The organism is Leisingera sp. M527 (genome assembly GCF_025141525.1).
Lineage (GTDB): Bacteria > Pseudomonadota > Alphaproteobacteria > Rhodobacterales > Rhodobacteraceae > Leisingera.
Genome location: NZ_CP081037.1, coordinates 2,931,630 through 2,949,495 on the forward strand (window position 1 = coordinate 2,931,630; position 17,866 = coordinate 2,949,495).

At 64.1% G+C, this 17,866-nt stretch carries 15 protein-coding genes; 2 read left to right on the forward strand and 13 right to left on the reverse strand.

The window, feature by feature from the left end; translation table 11 throughout:
• The first annotated feature begins 58 nt into the window (after positions 1-58).
• Positions 59-964: a DMT family transporter gene (locus tag K3555_RS14670; RefSeq protein WP_260005945.1), complete on the forward strand. Its 906-nt coding sequence runs from the start codon at positions 59-61 to the stop codon at positions 962-964.
• A gap of 15 nt (positions 965-979) precedes the next feature.
• Here K3555_RS14670 and glmM read toward each other — a convergent pair whose 3' ends face one another.
• From glmM to K3555_RS14715, 9 genes are all read right to left on the reverse strand, one after another.
• Positions 980-2,326 (reverse strand): phosphoglucosamine mutase, encoded by a 1,347-nt coding sequence (gene glmM / locus K3555_RS14675; protein ID WP_260005947.1) that lies wholly within the window; start codon positions 2,324-2,326, stop codon positions 980-982.
• Positions 2,327-2,348: 22 nt separating this feature from the next.
• Positions 2,349-3,344 (reverse strand): dihydropteroate synthase, encoded by a 996-nt coding sequence (folP, locus tag K3555_RS14680; protein ID WP_260005948.1) that lies wholly within the window; start codon positions 3,342-3,344, stop codon positions 2,349-2,351.
• A complete protein-coding gene (locus tag K3555_RS14685; RefSeq protein WP_260005949.1) occupies positions 3,341-4,261 on the reverse strand; it encodes a dihydroneopterin aldolase in 921 nt (306 codons plus the stop codon). Before K3555_RS14685 ends, folP begins: the two co-directional genes overlap by 4 nt.
• A 130-nt stretch (positions 4,262-4,391) precedes the next feature.
• The gene (locus K3555_RS14690) at positions 4,392-5,045 is read right to left on the reverse strand and encodes a cell wall hydrolase (protein WP_259986571.1); all 654 of its coding nucleotides are present in this window, start codon (positions 5,043-5,045) and stop codon (positions 4,392-4,394) included.
• 171 nt (positions 5,046-5,216) lie between these two features.
• The gene (locus K3555_RS14695; RefSeq protein WP_260005950.1) at positions 5,217-7,835 is read right to left on the reverse strand and encodes a pyruvate, phosphate dikinase; all 2,619 of its coding nucleotides are present in this window, start codon (positions 7,833-7,835) and stop codon (positions 5,217-5,219) included.
• A gap of 135 nt (positions 7,836-7,970) precedes the next feature.
• The gene (gene glyS, locus K3555_RS14700) at positions 7,971-10,205 is read right to left on the reverse strand and encodes a glycine--tRNA ligase subunit beta (RefSeq protein ID WP_260005951.1); all 2,235 of its coding nucleotides are present in this window, start codon (positions 10,203-10,205) and stop codon (positions 7,971-7,973) included.
• A gap of 9 nt (positions 10,206-10,214) precedes the next feature.
• The gene (gltS, locus tag K3555_RS14705; RefSeq protein WP_260005953.1) at positions 10,215-11,423 is read right to left on the reverse strand and encodes a sodium/glutamate symporter; all 1,209 of its coding nucleotides are present in this window, start codon (positions 11,421-11,423) and stop codon (positions 10,215-10,217) included.
• A 33-nt stretch (positions 11,424-11,456) separates the two neighbouring features.
• Entirely contained in the window at positions 11,457-11,984 is a 528-nt protein-coding gene (locus K3555_RS14710; RefSeq protein ID WP_260005955.1) for a DUF6446 family protein, read from the reverse strand.
• A 17-nt stretch (positions 11,985-12,001) separates the two neighbouring features.
• Positions 12,002-12,943, reverse strand: a complete 942-nt coding sequence (locus K3555_RS14715; RefSeq protein WP_260005956.1) for a glycine--tRNA ligase subunit alpha — start codon at positions 12,941-12,943, stop codon at positions 12,002-12,004.
• A 257-nt stretch (positions 12,944-13,200) separates the two neighbouring features.
• On the opposite strand from K3555_RS14715, the gene K3555_RS14720 reads away from it, so the two are divergent.
• On the forward strand, positions 13,201-14,973 hold the full coding sequence (locus tag K3555_RS14720; protein ID WP_260005957.1) for a trypsin-like peptidase domain-containing protein: 1,773 nt from the start codon (positions 13,201-13,203) through the stop codon (positions 14,971-14,973).
• Between the two features lie 294 nt (positions 14,974-15,267).
• Here K3555_RS14720 and K3555_RS14725 read toward each other — a convergent pair whose 3' ends face one another.
• The 4 genes from K3555_RS14725 to K3555_RS14740 all read right to left on the reverse strand — a co-directional run bounded on the left by K3555_RS14725 (position 15,268) and on the right by K3555_RS14740 (position 17,827).
• Entirely contained in the window at positions 15,268-15,909 is a 642-nt protein-coding gene (locus K3555_RS14725) for an SDR family oxidoreductase (RefSeq protein WP_259986602.1), read from the reverse strand.
• 29 nt (positions 15,910-15,938) lie between these two features.
• Positions 15,939-16,448, reverse strand: a complete 510-nt coding sequence (locus K3555_RS14730; RefSeq protein ID WP_259986604.1) for a DUF1178 family protein — start codon at positions 16,446-16,448, stop codon at positions 15,939-15,941.
• Between the two features lie 68 nt (positions 16,449-16,516).
• Positions 16,517-17,290 carry an EcsC family protein gene (locus tag K3555_RS14735; RefSeq protein ID WP_260005958.1) on the reverse strand — a complete coding sequence of 258 codons (774 nt, stop codon included), beginning with the start codon at positions 17,288-17,290 and terminating at the stop codon, positions 16,517-16,519.
• A gap of 48 nt (positions 17,291-17,338) precedes the next feature.
• A complete protein-coding gene (locus K3555_RS14740; RefSeq protein WP_259986608.1) occupies positions 17,339-17,827 on the reverse strand; it encodes a GNAT family N-acetyltransferase in 489 nt (162 codons plus the stop codon).
• Between the last annotated feature and the right edge of the window lie 39 nt (positions 17,828-17,866).

Below are 17,866 nucleotides of genomic sequence, written 5' to 3' on the forward strand. Positions count from 1 at the left end.
CCATTGACCCCGTCCGCCCAGCGGGGTCTTTTCGCCCCGTGAACCGCAGGAGAAACCCATGCCCGGCATCGCCCCGCGTTACTGGATGATGATCGCCGCCCTTGGCTTGGTTTGGGGTGCCACCTTTCTGCTGATCAAGCTGGCACTGGAAGGCATCACCCCGTTCTGGCTGGCCGCCGGGCGGATCGGATTTGCGGCCCTTTTGCTCGGCGCAATCTGGGGCTGGCGCGGGTTCAAGCTGTTCCGGGGCGAGGCCAACTGGCCCTCAATCATCATCATCGGCATCCTTAGCACCGCCCTGCCTTTCATGATGATCTCCTGGGGGCAGCAGCATGTCTCCTCGGGTTTTACCGGCGTCAGCATGGCGGCAATCCCGTTGATGGTGCTGCCGCTGGCGCATTTTTTTGTGCCAGGAGAGCAGATGACCCTGCGCCGCCTGATTGGCTTCAGCATCGGATTTGCAGGTGTCGCCCTATTGATTGGCAGCAAGGCGTTTGAAACCAGCGGTGCTGAACTGGAGGCCTATGGCCGCGCCGCCTGCCTGACGGCGGCGGCCTGTTACTCGGTCAGCTCCATCCTGACCCGCCGCCTGCCGCCCGCCGATCCGGTCGGGCTGGCAGCCATCTTTCTGGTGATCGGCTGTTTCATCATCTTCCCGGCGGCCTGGGCCGCCGAAGGCCCGCCGGTGATGCCGGACACAAAGACACTGGCAATTGCCGCCATCCTCGGCCTGATCCCTACTGCTGCTGCCAACCTGCTGCGGGTCATCGTGGTCCGGGAAGCGGGACCGACCTTCATGACCTTGACCAACTATCAGGTGCCGGTCTGGGCCGTGGTGCTGGGTGCTGTCTTCCTGGGCGAGGATCTGCCGCCCTCGATGCTGCTGGCAATGGGGATGATCCTGGGCGGTCTCGGCCTCAGCCAGTTCGGCAAGCTAAGCCGTCTGTTCACCAAAGGCGGCTAAGCGCCCCCAGGCAAGTTACTCTGCGACGGCGGCCTCAACCGCAGCCACCACGCTGTCAACGGCCAGCGCCATCAGCCCAGCGTCCTCGCATTCCGCCATTACCCGCACCAGAGGTTCGGTTCCGGACTTGCGGATCAGCAGCCGCCCCTGACCGGTCAGTGCTTTCTCAGCAGCGGCAATCGCGTCCTGCACGCGCTCATCTTCCAATGGCGCCTGGCCGGACTGGAAGCGCACATTGCGCAGCCGCTGCGGCACGGTCTGGAACTGATGCGCCAGCTCAGACGCCAATTTGCCGGTCTGCACCATTTCAGCCAGGAAATGCAGCCCCGCCATCAACCCGTCGCCGGTGGTGGCGTAATCGCTCATCACGATATGGCCCGACTGCTCACCGCCCAGGTTAAAGCCACCCTCGCGCATCCGCTCCACCACATAGCGGTCGCCGACGGCAGTGCGCTCCAGGCCCAGCCCCTTGCTTTCCAGGTGCCGTTCCAGCCCGAGGTTCGACATCACCGTAGCGACCAGCGCTCCGCCTGCCAGCTGGCCCTGCTCCGCCCAGCGGGTAGCCAGCAAGGCCATCAGCTGATCGCCATCGGCCACGGTGCCGGTTTCGTCAATCACGATCACCCGGTCAGCATCGCCGTCCAGGCAAATACCGGCATGGGCGCCATGCGCCACAACCGCCTCAGCGGCGGTTTGCGGCTGGGTTGAACCGCAGCCGCGGTTGATGTTCAAACCATCCGGGGACACCCCTACCGGAATGACCTCGGCGCCCAGCTCCCACAGGACCTCGGGCGCCGCCCGGTGGGCTGCACCATTGGCGCAGTCAATCACCACTTTCAGCCCGTTCAGGCCAAGATTGCGCGGCAGCGAGCTTTTGACCCGCTCGCCGTAACGGAAACGGGCATCGTCGATCCGCTTGGCGCGGCCGATATTGGCGGCCTGCGCGGCTTCGACCCCCGCATCGATGAGGGCTTCGATCTCCATCTCGGCGCTGTCCGACAGTTTGAACCCGTCGGGGCCGAAGAACTTAATGCCGTTATCCTCGGAAGGGTTGTGGCTGGCCGAGATCATCACCCCCAGGTCGGCCCGCATCGACCGCGTCATCAGCCCCACTGCGGGCGTCGGCACCGGACCCAGCAGCAGCACGTTCATGCCTGTGGAGGTCAACCCCGCCGTTAGCGCGTTCTCAAACATATAGCCGGACAGCCGGGTGTCCTTGCCGATCACCACCCGGTGCACGCCAGATCCGTCACGCCGGAAGTAACGCCCGACTGCGGCGCCGATGCGCAGCGCCATCTCGGCGGTCATGGGATGGGTATTGGCAGTGCCGCGCACGCCATCAGTGCCAAAGAGTTTACGCATTATGCTTTTCCTGCCAAAAGCCTCAGCGGACGGCCTGCCAAAGTCGCAGCGCCTGAACCGTTTCAGCAACGTCATGCACCCGCAGGAATTGCACGCCTTGCCCCAGCGCCGCAAGCCCCACTGCGATTGAGCCAGGCGCGCGGGCATCCGCGCGCGGCTCCTTGCCGATTTTACCGATGAACCCCTTGCGGGAAACGCCCAGCAAAATAGGGCAGCCAAGCCCGTGGAACAGGCTGAGATTGCGCAGCAGCGTCAGATTATGCGCCTGCGTCTTGCCAAAACCGATGCCGGGATCAATCACGATCTGTTCGCGGACCACGCCAATGGCCTCCAGCCGGTCGATCTGATCGCTCAGGAAGTCATAAACGTCCAGCAGCACATTGGCGTAATGCGGGTCCTGTTGCATGGTGGCAGGATCGCCCTGCGCATGCATGATACAGACCGGCACGCTGGCCTGGGCTGCCAACGGTGCCAGCGCCGGATCGAACGTGAAGCCTGAGACGTCGTTGAGCAGGTTTGCCCCCGCCTCCATCGCTTCCATGCCCACGGTGGCCTTGCGGGTATCAATGGAGACCGGCACCGGGCTGGCCGCCCGGATTGCGGCGATTACCGGCGCGGTGCGGTCTATTTCCTCGGCCTCGGAAACCTCTTCGGCGCCCGGGCGGGTGGATTCGCCGCCGACGTCGATGATAGTGGCGCCCTCCTCCATCATCCGCAGGGCTGCCGCCTTGCCGGCCTCGACACCGGAATGCCGGCCGCCGTCCGAAAAACTGTCCGGGGTCGCATTCAGGATGCCCATGATCTGCGGCTGGGTCATATCCAGCCCGGCAATCGACGCACGCCGCGCGCTTAAGCGGCGGCGTTCCTTCTCAGGCACCAGCCCTGCCGGTGCGATCCGCGGCGGTGCGTCGCGGCTCAGGATTTCAACCTCGGTAAACCACAGGGCACTGCCTGCCAGCGGGACCGCACCTTCGGGGCGCGCCTCGCCATGCTGAACCAATGGCCGGTAATATATCACAGTTGTGTTTGCTCCACGCTGACGGCCCGCAAGGGGACACCGGGATTATCAGGCAAATCCCCGCCAAGCACAATCATTTCACCCGCCTCAAAGGTCGCCGCAAACCAGGCCGCCAGCGCAACCGAGTTCGACGGCGGCGCCGAGGGGCCTTCCACCGCGTCCAGCACGATCTTGGACGGCGCCCAGACGCAGATCTGGCGGTTCTTGATCGCCCAGTCCAGCTCGGTCCGGGTCGAAACCACCACGCAACGGTCATCCTTGGCGGCAAGGCGCCAGGCGTTCTGTTCGATTGCCAGCAGATCGATCCGGCGCTGTGTCCATTTGTGACCGGTGGTGGGGACCTCCAGCAGGTGGGCGCCAACGCACAGGATCAGCGGCCGCCGGCGGCATTCCATCTGGTCGATCCAGGCGGTCAGGTTGCCGCTGTCGATCGCGTCGTTAGACAGATACATCAGCCGCGGATGCGGGCGCTCTTCTTCATCCACCGGATGGGTGATCTGGTCCTTGGAGCGCACCACTTCGACGCCCAGCGCGCCGGGACCGCGGTCCAGTTTTTCGATCCGCACAAAGGCGCGCACCGCCTGATGCTCCAGCAGGATCCGCTCGGCCACCCGTTCGGCCAGTGTCTCCAAAAGGTTCAGCCGTTCGGCCGCCAGCTCATGCGCGATTGCCTCGGTCAGCTTGTCATAAGACAGAATCCGGTCGACATCGTCATCCAGGTCCTTGGGCAACGGCGCAATTTCGACCACCACATTGAAGCTGATCCGCTGGGTCGAGCCGCGCTCGGCCTGGAAGGCACCGATCTCCACCTCGACAGTGTGGTCCCGCAGGGAAATGCGGTCCAGCGGTCCGGGTGCGGCAGTGGCCACAGAACGCTCGGACGGGTGCGCAAAGGCAAGGCGGATTTCAGAGGGCATGGGAAAACGGGCCTTTGGCTGGCAGTGTCAGGTGATGGGACCCAACAATAGTATTTCAGCGCCGTCATAACAGGCCCGCAAACGCCACGCCAGTAGCCGAAAGCGGCACTGGCGTGGCGCCTTCAGGCGGTCAGTTGCTCAGCGCCGTCCGGTAACGTTCGTCCCGGTAGAACAGATGCACACCGATGCGCGCTGTGTTTGTGAAGGTGCGGCTCCAGCGCGGCCGGACCGCGGTGGTATGATAGTAGGTCGCACCGCCGGTCAGCTCTGACTTCAGCCCGTTCAGCGCGGCGCGTGCCACCTTGGCCACCCGCTGATACGCCTTCTTTTCGTTGATCACTTCCTTGTGGCCATCGCAGGTATAGGTGAACTGGCACTGGTACTTGCGCCCGGTTCCCTGCTTGATCACACCGCAAAGCGAATTCGGGAATTGCGCGCTCTTGACCCGGTTCAGGATCACTTCGGCCACTGCGAACTGGCCTTTTACGGTTTCACCGCGGGCCTCGAAATACAGCGCTTCGGCCAGACAGGCGAATTGCTCGCCGCCGGCAGCTTTCGGCTGGGCATCCAGCCACGCCTTGCTGTATTCGATCTGCGGCCGTGCCTTGCGGCTCTTGAACGCGTTGTTGCGGATCCCGAAAAACCCGCTGAACTTCCGCGCAGGCACTGCGCTCAAACTGGCCTGTTCACGCTCGATCAGCGTACCCAGACCGGTTTCGGCAGCAACACTCTTACCCATCGCGATGGTGGCAGCCATCACGGCAATCATAGTCAACAATTTCATTCAGGGTTCCCCCGTCCTAGCAGCTTGTGCCCGGTTCCCCCGGCACATGCGGTCGCATCCCTTAAGGTAAAAGACCCGAAACGTCCAGCGTTCGGGCTGCAACCGCACTGATGGGGAACACATGCACACCGCCGGTGTTACATCGGCGGCTGCTGGATGGCCCAATTTTTCTTAATATTTTGTGTATGTTGGCGCCGTCTGTCCGGTCTTTCCGGAAATTGCCAGCTGGGCTGCGGCCAATCGCGCAACCGGGACCCGGAACGGGGAACATGAAACGTAATCAAAGCCCGCATCACGGCAAAAGGCAATCGATTCGGGGTTGCCGCCATGCTCGCCGCAGATCGACAAAGTGATGGCGCTGTTTTCCGCCCGGCCGCGCTGAACGCCCAGTTTCAGCAGCTCCCCCACCCCGTCGGTGTCCAGCACATGGAACGGATCCTCGGGAAAGACCCCCTGATTCACATAGTCCGACATGAACCGCCCGGCATCATCACGCGACAGCCCATAGGTCATCTGGGTCAGGTCATTGGTGCCAAAGCTGAGGAACGCGGTATGCGGTGAAATCTCACCCGCCCTGAGCGCCGCGCGCGGTGTTTCCACCATGACGCCCAGACGGTAGGTAAAGTCCTCGCCGCGCTCTGCCTTGACCGCCGCGGCCACCGCATCGATGCGGGCCTTGACCAGCTCCACCTCGCGCTTGGCCGACACTAGCGGGATCATGATCTCTGGCACCACAGGGTCGCCCCATTTCGACGCCTCCAATGTGGCTTCAAAGATCGCCCGCGCCTGCATGTCATAGATTTCCGGAACCGTGACCCCCAGCCGCACACCGCGCAGGCCCAGCATGGGGTTGTATTCGCCCATTTCCTCGACCCGGCGGGTGACATCGCTGACCGGGATGCCCAGTGCCTCGGACAATTCCCGCTGACCGGTTTTGGTGGCAGGCAGGAATTCATGCAGCGGCGGGTCGAACAGGCGGATGCAGACCGGCATCCCCTCCATGATCCGGAACAGTTCGCGGAAGTCGTCACGCTGCATCGGCAGCAGCCGCTCCAGCACCGCAGCCCGCCCTGACGGCGTCTCGGCAAAAATCATCTCCCGCATCACCGTCAGGCGGCCGGGCTCAAAGAACATGTGTTCCGTGCGGCAGAGACCAATGCCCTGCGCATTGAACTTCCGTGCCGTTTCAGCATCTTCCGGCGTATCAGCATTGGCGCGAATGCCAATGTCGCGGGCCTCGTCCGCCCAGGCCAGCAAGGTTTGCAGCGCCCCGTCCTGGGCCGCCTCCAGCATCGCCGGCTGGCCCGCCAGCACATGGCCGCTGCTGCCGTCGATCGTGATGATGTCACCGGCCCGGAATACCCGGCCATCCGCCGCCTCCAGCATCTTGCGCTTGCTGTGGAATTTCATGTTCAGGGCGCCAACAATACACGGCAGCCCCAGCCCGCGGCCGATCACCGCAGCGTGGCTGGTCATGCCGCCCTTTTCGGTCAGCACCCCGGCAGCGGCATGCATCCCGCGCACATCTTCAGGAGAGGTTTCCCGGCGCACCAGAATGCAAGGCTCCCCGCGGGACGCGCTGGCCTGCGCCCCGGCGGCGGTAAAGACCAGCTTGCCCGTGGCAGCCCCCGGGCTGGCGGCGATGCCGCTGCCAATCACATCCCGTTCCGCATCCGGCGCCACCTGGCGGTGCAGCATCTCGTTCAGGATATGCGCATCCACCCGCATCAGCGCCTCTTCCTGCGGGATAATGCCGTCTTCGGCCAGCGCCACAGCGATCCGCACCGCAGCCTGCGCCGAGCGCACCACCCGCACCCCGTCGAGGATATGCACGCGCCCGTTTTCAATGACAAACTCCAGCTGCATTTCCTCTCGCAGCTTCTCACGCATCAGCGCGGCATGGGATTGAATGTCCGCAAAAGCCTCCGGCGCCAGCTCCTCCAGCGACAGCCCGCGTGTATCCCTGGCCAGATACAGCGCCTTGGCCCCTGCCCCCAGCGCATCGCGCCCCTGGCTTTGGCTCAGGTAGCGTCCGGTCAGCCGCGGACTGCCGGTGGTCGAATTCACCAGCTGCAGCACGCCGGAGCCGCATTCGCCCTGGCCGACACCGGGGATCATTTCCTGCACCACCAGCCCCAGGCCTGCATCAGCAGGTGCGCCCTTGGCCTGGCGCAAGAGCCGCGCCGAGGTGCCTTCCCAGGCCCGCGCCATCGACCGCAGCACCGCCGCCAGCTGTTCGCCCGGATCCTGCGGGAAAGGCTCATCCGTTTCCGCCTCGTAAGCGTGCAGGATCTCGCTCAGCGCGTCCGGGCCGCCATCCTCGACATCGTCGAAGACATCCGGGTCCAGCCGCGCCACATGCACTGCATAAGATTGCACAAAACGCAGGAACAAAGCCGCGGCGGCCTCGCGGCCCAGGCTGTCGCAAAGATCCACGTAACGCGCGTCATTCATGCCGATGTTCAGGATCGCGCCCGGTCCGCCCCAATCCGGATCCTCGGAAGACGGGCGCACGCACAGCAGCGCCTCCGGGTCGAATTCGCTCAGCACTGCTGTCAGATCCGGCATCTGGCCTTCGGCAATGGAATGCACCGCGTCAAAAGACAGCGCCACTGTGCGCGGCACCGGCAGGTCCAGCCGCTCCAGCCGCTGCAGGCATTTCGCCCGCCCGCCATGGGTGGTGGCGGCAATCGGTGCGGTCGCGGTGATCAGGGAAGCCGGCGGGATCTGTTCGAAATCTTTCTGCACTGCAGCACGTCTCCTTTGCAAGTCACCATAAGGACAAGACATGATCGCGCAAGGGGCTTGTAACCGCCCTCCGGCAACTGAGCGCGGTTCTGCAAAAGAAAACCGGCCTTCCCTTACGGAAAGGCCGGACCCTGCGGGGCGGGTATTTTGGACCAGAAAGAAGCAGCCGGCTGGTGCTCAGCCTTCAACCTTGGTGAGGTCAGCAACCTGGCCGCAGACCTGGCGGATCTGGCTGAGGAGGTTCAGGCGGTTGCGGCGGACCACTTCGCTGTCCGCATTCACCTGCACTGCCTCAAAGAACGCATCTATCGGCGCGCGCAGGGCGGCCATGCCCCGCATGGCAGCCGCGAAATCTTCGGCCTCGATGGCCGGAGAGATCGCCGCCCCGCCAGCCTCCAGCGCGTCGAACAGTGCCTTTTCGGTGTCGTCCTCGGCAAACTTGCGGTCGGCGCCATAGGAGTATTCGACGCCGTCTTTTTCCTCGGCCTGCGACAGGATGTTGTTGGCGCGTTTGAAGCCCTGCAGCAGGTTGGTGCCATCCTCGGTCTTCAGGAAGTCTTCGAGTGCGCGGGCGCGTTTCACGAGCAGGGTCAGGTCGTCATTGCCCTCCATCGCAATGCAGGCGTCGATCACATCGTGGCGGATGCCCTGATCGCGCAGGAAGACTTTTAGACGGTCGTGGAAGAAGGAGAGGAGGTCGGAAACAATGGGAAAAGCTTTTTCAAACGACTCGTCTGCCAACTTGTCGACAGCCTCTGGATCCAGAGGTTGTGCAGACTTCTTCGCGACATCGATTGCGTCTTTGGTACCTACTTTCAGCGCTGCATTCGCTAGTTCCTCAATGGCACTCGTCCTCGCGATCCCTGTCTGAAAACCGTCACGTTGTGCAAATGACTTCAGAGCTGGACCAGAAAGCGGCATCCGAACATCGTTCTCCAGCACCAGCCGGATCACCCCCAGCGCGGCGCGGCGCAGGGCAAAGGGGTCTTTCGACCCGGTGGGCTTTTCATCAATCGCCCAGAAGCCGGTCAGCGTGTCCAGCTTGTCGGCCAGCGCAACGGCAACCGAAACAGGCTCCGACGGGACATCATCGCCCGGCCCCAGCGGCGAATAATGCTGCTCGCAGGCGTTCGCAACTTCCTGTGGCAGGCCGGCGGCCTGCGCATAGTAGCGGCCCATCAGGCCCTGCAGCTCCGGGAATTCATAAACCATTTCAGAGCTGAGGTCGGCCTTGGCCACCCGCGCCGCCTGCTCTGCCAGATCGGCATTGGCGCCGACAACCGGCGCGATCTCGCGGGCCAGCGCGGCGATGCGGTCGATCCGCGCCGCCTGGGTGCCCAGTTTGTTGTGAAATGTCACGTTGCCGAGGTTTTCGACCCAGGCGCTCATACCCGCCTCGGATTTCGCGGTGCGCAGGTCGTTCTCCCAGAAGAACTTGGCATCCGCCAGCCGCGCCGACAGTACCTTTTGGTTGCCCGCCAGAATGGTCGCGCCATTGTCCGCGGTCTCGCGGTTGGCAACGGTGATGAATTTCTCGATCCGCCCGGTTTTGGGGTTTTTGACCGAGAAGAACTTCTGATGCTCCTTCATGGACGTCTGCAGCACTTCGGCCGGCAGCTCCAGGAATTCGGCGTCGATGGCGCCCATCAGCACCACCGGGCATTCCACCAGACCCGCAACCTCGGCCAGAAGACCCTTGTCTTCGACCACTTCCAGGCCGCTGGCAAAGGCCTGATTGGTGGCCTCCTGCCAGATCGCGGCCTGACGCTCGGCCGGGTCCAGCATAACATGGGCGCGCTTCAGCTTGGCGGCGTAGTCGTCAAAACCGGTGACGGTGATCTGGTCCGGCGCCATGAAGCGGTGGCCGCGGGTGATGTTGCCGGATTTAATACCGTCGATGTCCAGATCCACCACGGTCGCGCCTGCCTCATCCGACAGGATACACAGGATCGAATGCAAGGGGCGCACCCAGCGCAAAGTTCCGGCGCCCCAGCGCATGGATTTGGGCCAGGGGAAGGTGCGGATGGTGGTCTCCAGCACCTCGGCAATGATTTCGGCTGCCGGGCGCCCCGGCTTTTCGATCAGGGCGAAATAAACCGCGCCCTTGGGGGTCTCGCGCTCTTCCAGCTGATCGCGGGTCAGGCCTGCGCCGCGCAGGAAGCCCTCGATTGCCTTGTCGGGCGCGCCGACCTTGGGGCCTTTGCGTTCTTCGCGGATGGTGGGGCTTTCCGCCAAAAGACCGTCAACCGCCAGCGTCAGACGGCGCGGTGTCGACAGCGCTGCGGCACCGGCATAGGTCAGGCCCGCCTCGACCAGGCCATCGGTCACGCGTTTCTTCAGATCCTCGGCAGCACGCGCCTGCATGCGGGCCGGGATTTCTTCGGAAAAGAGTTCAATCAGCAGATCGGGCATCGGGGGTCCTCAGAAATTCACGATCGCCTGGATGACGATGGCATTGGCGATATCAACAAAGAAGGCGGATACAAGGGGGAGCACAACAAAGGCAATAGGCGACGGCCCATAGCGTTTGGTCACAGCGGTCATATTGGCGATGGCCGTGGGGGTGGCGCCCAGCGCAAAGCCGCCGAACCCGGCGGCCAGCACCGCAGCCCGGTAGCCGCGTCCCAGCAGCGGGAACAGAACAAACAGCACAAAGGCCACCGTGAACAGCGTCTGCGCCAGCATGATAACGGCAATGGCCAGGCCCAGCCCCGCGATGGTCCAAAGCTGCAGGGCCATCAGCGACAGGGCCAGAAAGGCGCCCAACGAGAACTCCGAGATCAGAGCAAGCGCCGGGGTGCGGGCGACAGGGTCCGCAGCGGGCGCAAGCAGGCTGCGCAGGTTGGCCAGCAGAATGCCCGCGATCAGGCAGGGCACAAACAGCGGCAGCTTCACCCCCGCAGCGTCCAGGCTGATCGAGGCGGCATATCCCAGGATTATGGCAAGGTTCAGGTACAGCATCACCCGCATCAGATCGAGGTGGCCGACAGTTGCTGTCTCCGCCTCGTCATGCCCAAGGCCGACTGTCTGTTCCTCCTCCGGGCGTGCAGGCGTCAGCCCATGCCGGTTGATCAGATGGCGGGCAACCGGCCCGCCCACCAGTGCTGCCAGCACCAGACCCAATGTTGCAACCGCCACGCCCAATTCAGCGGCACCGTCCAGCCCTGCCGCGGCAGCCACATCGGGCGCCCAGGCAATCGCTGTTCCATGCCCGCCGATCAGCGCCGCCGACCCGAACAGAACGCCTGCCTGAACCGGATATCCGAACAGCACGGCCCCGGCGGCGCCGATCACGCTCTGGGCCAGAATGGCCAGCAAGGTCAGCACCAGCAGGATAACCAGCGGCCTGCCGCCGGCAACCAGGTCGGAAAGCCGCGCGTTAAGGCCGATACCGGCAAAGAACAGCACCAGCAGGTAGTCGCGGCTCTGCATCTCGAACTCGATTTGCAGGCCGGTCAGGATGTAGACCAGAAGCACCGCAACCGAGGCCGCCAGCCCGCCTGTCACCGGCTCCGGAATATTGAACCGGCGCAGCGCTGCAACCTTGGCATTCAGGCGCGCTCCCAGCAGAAAGACCGCAAACCCCAGCGTTACCGAGATGAAGTCAGGTATGGTGATATGGGTTTCCATGTCCCGTGCGGGATTTGCCTCTTAACGTTCCGGTTATTCGCCTGTTGCCGGCCGGGGCGGGCATTCCTCGCCCACCACGGTGCCGTCATAGGCTTTCTGGCCGCAGTCATTCAGCTCATGCCAGACATAGCCGCGGCCCCCGTCGGTGACGGCAACAACCCGGTCGACACCAAAGGAGATGTTCTTGACCGACAGGAAGGATTTGGCTGTGCCATTGGCCAGCTGTTCGCCGATGGCAGCCGCATCAAAACACTCAAACCAGCCCGGCGCGTTGCGCGGTTCCAGCTTGTCCGTCAGGGTGAACAGCTGCGCCAGTGCATCCGGCGTCACCTTGGTGCGGAAACACGCGCGGTAGCGGATCGGCGAACTGCCGGCGTCAATTGCCTCAAACTCTGAATAAGCGACCGGCTGCGCCTCGCCGCCATTCAGCGGCACAAGCATCACATCGCGGCCCGGCTGCAGTTTCACGTCCTCATAAAACCCGTAGACCTGAAGGTAATACATTGCCCCGCCAGCGGCGAGCGCTGACAGGATCAGGATCAATGCCAGGAACTTTCCCATAACGCGCCCTACTCTGCTCAGGCTGCACTTTCGGCGGTATACCCGCCGGCGTCAGTCAGCACAAAGGCGTCAGCACATTGCTTGGCCAGCGCCCGGACCCGGCCGATATAGGCCTGCCGTTCGGTAACCGAGATCACGCCGCGGGCGTCCAGCAGGTTGAAGATGTGGCTGGCCTTGATGCACTGGTCATAGGCGGGATGCGCCATGATGATGCGCTTTCCGGTCTTGGGATCATCATGTTCCTGCGCCAGGATGGCGGCGCATTCGGCCTCGGCCTCCTCGAAATGGCGCAGCAGCACTTCGGTGTTGGCCACGTCAAAATTCCAGCGGGCGTATTCTTCCTCGGTCTGCTTGAACACATCGCCATAGGTCAGCGGGATCAGCGCGTCCGGATCGTTGTAGGGCATATCCATTACATGATCGACACCCAGCACATACATCGCCAGACGCTCCAGCCCATAGGTCAGCTCACCCGACACCGGGTGGCAGTCATGGCCGCCGACCTGCTGGAAATAGGTGAACTGGGAAACTTCCATGCCGTCGCACCAGACTTCCCAGCCCAGGCCCCAGGCGCCCAGCGTCGGGCTTTCCCAGTCGTCCTCGACAAAGCGGATGTCATGCATCGCCATATCGACGCCGATCGCCTCAAGACTGCCCAGATACAGCTCTTGCAGGTTCGGCGGCGAGGGTTTGATCAGCACCTGGTACTGGTAATAATGCTGCAGCCGGTTCGGGTTTTCACCATAGCGCCCGTCCGTGGGGCGGCGCGAGGGCTGCACATAAGCCGCGGCCCAGGCTTTGGACCCCAGCGAGCGCAGCGTGGTCGCCGGATGAAAGGTGCCGGCGCCGACTTCCATGTCATAGGGCTGCATCACCGCGCAGCCTTTGGCGGCCCAGTAATTCTGAAGCCTCAGGATAATCTCTTGGAAGGAGCGCGGCGCGCCGTTGGTCTGGGTCATCTCGTATCCCTTTTGGGGCAGCTGGGGCAGCAATTGCGGGGATCTTCCTATGCAAGGCAATGGGCAGGGTCAACGCCCTGCGGGTGCTTACACCGCGGCGGCTGCCCTGCGCTGTGCAGCGCATCGGCAACAAAAGTGCGGGAATGCGGCAACGGGGCGGGAATTCCCCCTGCGATGAGGAGTTCCCTTTGCCGTGCCAAAATGCTTAACCTCCGCGGCAAAGAATAAGAGATCTTCCGGGATACGAGGCCCTGACAATGAAAAAACTGTTTGCCGCTCTGGCGCTGCCGCTGATTGCGCTGGCCATTGCGTTCACCGCGCCGGTTTCGGCGCAAAGCAGCCGCGATGCGGTGTGGATCCAGATCGCCGCCCGCCCCTCCCTGCGCGAGGCCGAAACCGAGGCCCGCACCTATGCTGCCCGCCTGCCCGATGTCTCCGGTTATGCGCTTGGCGGTGGCTGGTACGGGGTGATGATCGGCCCCTACGCCCGCGAAGACGCCGAACGGGTGCTGCAAGTCTACCGCGCCGAAAACCAGATCCCGCGCGACAGCTTCATCGCGTTCCGCCGCAACCTGCGCAGCCAGTTCTACCCGGTGGCCGCAGATGCAACCGCCCCGGCGCAACCGGCGCCTGCCCCTGCACCGGCGGCGCCTGCAGCAGAAGACCCGGCACCGCAGCAGCAGGCAGCCGTGCAGTCGAACCTGCCGGATGAGACCCCCGCCGAGGCACGGCGCAGCGAACGCGTGCTGTCGCGTGAGCAGCGGATGGAGCTGCAGGTCGCACTGAAGGCCGCAGGCTTCTACAGCTCGTCCATCGACGGCGCCTTTGGCCGCGGCACCCGCGGCTCGATGAGCGATTGGCAGACGGCCCGCGGCTTTGAACCCACCGGCGTTCTGACCACCGCCCAGCGCCAGGTGCTGATGGATGAATACAACGCGCCGCTGATCTCGGTCGGCATGGCCCGGGTGGAAGACGCCAAGGCCGGCATCGCCCTGCAGATCCCTGCGGATGAGGTCGCGTTCGACCGCTATGAATCGCCCTTTGCCCATTACGCTGCCAAGGGCAGCCTGGGCGCGGAGGTGCTGCTGATCAGCCAGCCCGGCGACAAACGCACTCTGTTCGGCCTTTATGACATTATGCAGACGCTGGCGATTGTGCCGCTGGAAGGCCCGCGCCAGCGCGGCAAGGACAGCTTCACCATCGAAGGCCGCAACAGCAAGATCGTCTCCTTCACCCAAGCCAGCCTGAAAAACGGTGAGGTGAAGGGCTTTACCCTGATCTGGCCGGCCGGCGACGAGGACCGCCGCACCCGCGTTCTGGCCGCAATGCAAGCCAGCTTCACCCGACTCGACGGCGTTCTGGACCCGGCAGCCGGCGGCGATGCGGTGCAGAACATCGACCTGGTTTCTGGCCTGGAAATCCGCAAGCCGAAACTGTCGCGCTCCGGCTTCTTTGTCGATGGCGACGGCAGCGTGCTGACCACATCCGACGTGGTGGCGGGCTGTACCCGCATCACATTGGACCACGGCTACAGGGCCGAAGTAGCGGCCAACAACACCGCAGACGGCATCGCCATCCTGCGCCCCGTCCAAGCGCTGGCGCCTGCCGCGGTTGGTGAACTCAGCGCCGCCTCGCCGCGGCTGCAGTCTGAGATCGCTGTTTCCGGCTTCTCCTATGAAGGCGTGCTGGGCGCACCAAGCCTGACCTGGGGCAAAGTCGCAGACGTCAAAAGCCTGGATGGCAACACCGGCGTTGCCCGGCTGGAACTGGCGGCACAGCCCGGCGACGCGGGCGGTCCGGTTCTGGACAGCAGCGGCGCTGTTCTGGGGATGCTGCTGCCGCGCACAATCGAGGGCAAGCAACTGCCCGAAGGCGTCAGCTTTGCCGTTAACGCCGAAGCCATCCGCAGCGCCTTGAACACCGCAGGTATGACCCCGGCAGCACAGAGCGCCTCGGCAGGCAGCCTGCCCAATGCGGCAATAACCCGGCTGGCGTCCGGCATGACCGTGCTGGTCAGCTGCTGGGAGTGACCGGCTGGCCGTCACTCGCGGCAGGCCTGACCGGCAAGACAAAAACCGGCGCAAAACCTGCGCCGGTTTTTTCATGCAAGCTGTACCTTCAAAGCGCAGCAGCTTGAGCACTGGCAGGCACTCCCGCCCGGCAGCGGGCCTTGTCAGGCCCTATGCCCGTTGGGCATAGCACCGTGCCAGTGCACGGTGCAGCGCCGCGCATCCGCGCGGCGCCCGGCCCAAGCCCGCAAGCAGGGCTGGTGCTGCCAGGCCTCTGCGGGCGCGGGAGCTTCAGCCTTCTGTGCGGCAGTAAAGTCAGTAAGGTTGAATACGGCCGTCCCAGGTGTGGAAGCAGCCAGTGGTGTCGAGGTTCAGCACTGCGAATTCATTGATCAGCCCGGCAACGGACTCTTCCACCGTGATATCGCCTTCATAGCCGCCCATATCGGTACGCACCCAGCCGGGGTGGTAAATCCCCACAGAGATCCCTTCCGGCTGCAGATCGGTGGCCAGATTGCGCCCGATATTCAGCGCCGCCGCCTTGGAAGCGCGATAGGCATAGCTGCCCCCCGGCGCCCGCGACTGGCTGGCCATCTGCGAAGACAGGATCGCGATCTTGGGCTCTTGGGCCAGCCGCAAATTGGGCAGCATTGCCTGCACCGTCAAAAACACGCCGGTCACATTGGCGGCCAGGGTTTTGGCCCAGACCTCCGCCGAGTAATCCTCCAGCCCCATCGACTTGTCGATGTAGACCCCGGCGTTGCACACCAGCAGATCCACCGGACGGTTCTTGATCTGGGCGGCGAAACGCGCCTGCTGGCCGGGATCGGAGACATCCAGTTTCACCCCGGAGGAGTGATCGCGCGAGGTGCCTGTCACCTCATAGCCCGCTTCCTGCAGCCGTTTCACCAGCTCCTTGCCAATGCCGCGGCTGGTTCCTGTTACAACTGCATGCATCTTTGCTCTGCCCTTCAGTTCGATTTGCGTCAGTTTGATTTCCGGCCTGAACGGAAAGGCAGCGGCATCACCGGCACGCCTTCCTCAATCAGCTCCCGCGCATCTTCCAGCTTGGCCTCGCCATGGATCGCCCGCTCCGGCGCGTCGCCCAGGTGCATTGCCCGTGCCTCCTGAACAAAATTCCCGCCGACGTAATCGGAGTTTGCCTCGACCTTCTTGCGCAGCTCTGCGATGGCCTGTTCCACCTCGCCCGCGGGGCGGCTCAGCATGCCGGGCCCTGCAGGGGCTGCAGCCGCCGCTGCGGGAACCGCAGCTGGAGCGGCGGGCGCAGCGGCCTGCGGTTCCGGTTCCCCGACGGCAGACACCGCCTTGCGCCCGGGGCGGACCCGTGGCGCCATAATCGCCTTCTCCACCTGCGCACCGCCGCAGACAGCACAGGACACCAGACCGGCCGCTGCCAGTTTGTCAAAGGCCGCCGCCGATTGGAACCAGCTGTCGAAACTGTGGCCATCGGTGCATTTGAGGCTGTATTGAATCATGCTTTCCCTCTTAGCAGGAAGGGTTGATTAAATCTCCCTCTCCGGCAAGTGCAAGAGGTCTGTTGTATCTACTGTGCCGCACCTGGGCTGTGCAGCCGCTGCCGCAGCTTTGCGACCAGCTCCTCCTGCGGCAGATCTGCATCCACCGCCAGCCGCCGAAGCCCGAAATGCACATGCGCCATCTCGCGGTAATAGCCCGCAAAGACGTAATTCACCGCGGCTCCGGCCACGGCCCCGGCGATCGGCACCGCCTGGGCTGCCAGCTTTTGCCCCAGCACTGCACCCAGCTTGGGCGCCACCTGGGCAATAAGCTTGTGCAGGCCCCCCGGCAGCCCCAGCCGCACCGAGACAAAGCCCAGATCCGCACCGTCATCTTCGGCCAATGGGCCAGCCGCTGCAAACACCTGAATGCAATCAAAACGCACGCTGTCGGCCTCAGGATCGAACCCCTCCGCAGCTGCGGCGCCCTGGATGGTCCGGAGCAAAAACGCTGTTGTCGCAGGCAGCTCCACCAATGCGCCCGGCAGGCCCGCGGCGCCGCCCGCAGCGCCCATGGCGGCGCTCACCATCCGGTCGACGCCCGGTTTCTGATCCGCCACCAGGCGGCGTGACTGGCTGGCCCCCTTCATGGCAAGCCTGAGAGCGGTTTCCGTGGCGCCTGTCAGCCCGGCCCGCACCGGTGCAGGCAGCCGCTCCAGCAGGCTTTCGCCGCTGCCGCCCAGCCGGTTCAAAAGGTCCACGCCAAAGCCGCCCGCCGCCCGGTGGCGCTGTGCCAGCGCTTCCAGTTCAGCTTCAATATCCTGCGGGGTGAATACCCGTGCTGTTGATAGAACGTCCGCCACAAGCGCCTCCTCTGCCTATCCAGAAGATCGGCAGCCAAGGGCGGGAATTCAACCCCGCCAGCGGCGCACCTGCCCCTGGATGCCGTCCCAGGCTGCCTCTTGCAGCGCCAGCCCCAGCACCCGGTCCGGGTTGGTCGGCGGCGGCATTTCAACCCCGGTCAGTTTCGTAAAACCAAAGCGCCGGTAATAGGGCGCATCGCCCACCAGCATCACCCGTGCCCATCCGGTTTCCTCTGCCTTGGCAACACTGTCGCGAATCAAAGACCCGCCCAGCCCCTCGCCCTGCCGTGTCGGGTGCACCGCAACCGGCCCCAGCAGCAGCGCAGGCGCCGTGCCAATCAGAACCGGCCAATACCGGATGGCTGCGGCCAGGATGCCGTCACTGTCGCGCGCAACCTCGCTGAGACCCGCAACCGGCGGCACCCCGTCGCGCAACCGGTAGGACGACAACGCCTCGCGGCCCGGCGCAAAGCACAGGTCATACAGCGCCTCAACCTCCCACCGGTCTTCCGGCTGCTCTGCCATCAATTCGATCACGCCGCCATGTCCCTGTTCCGGCCTCCGCATTTTCCCCCT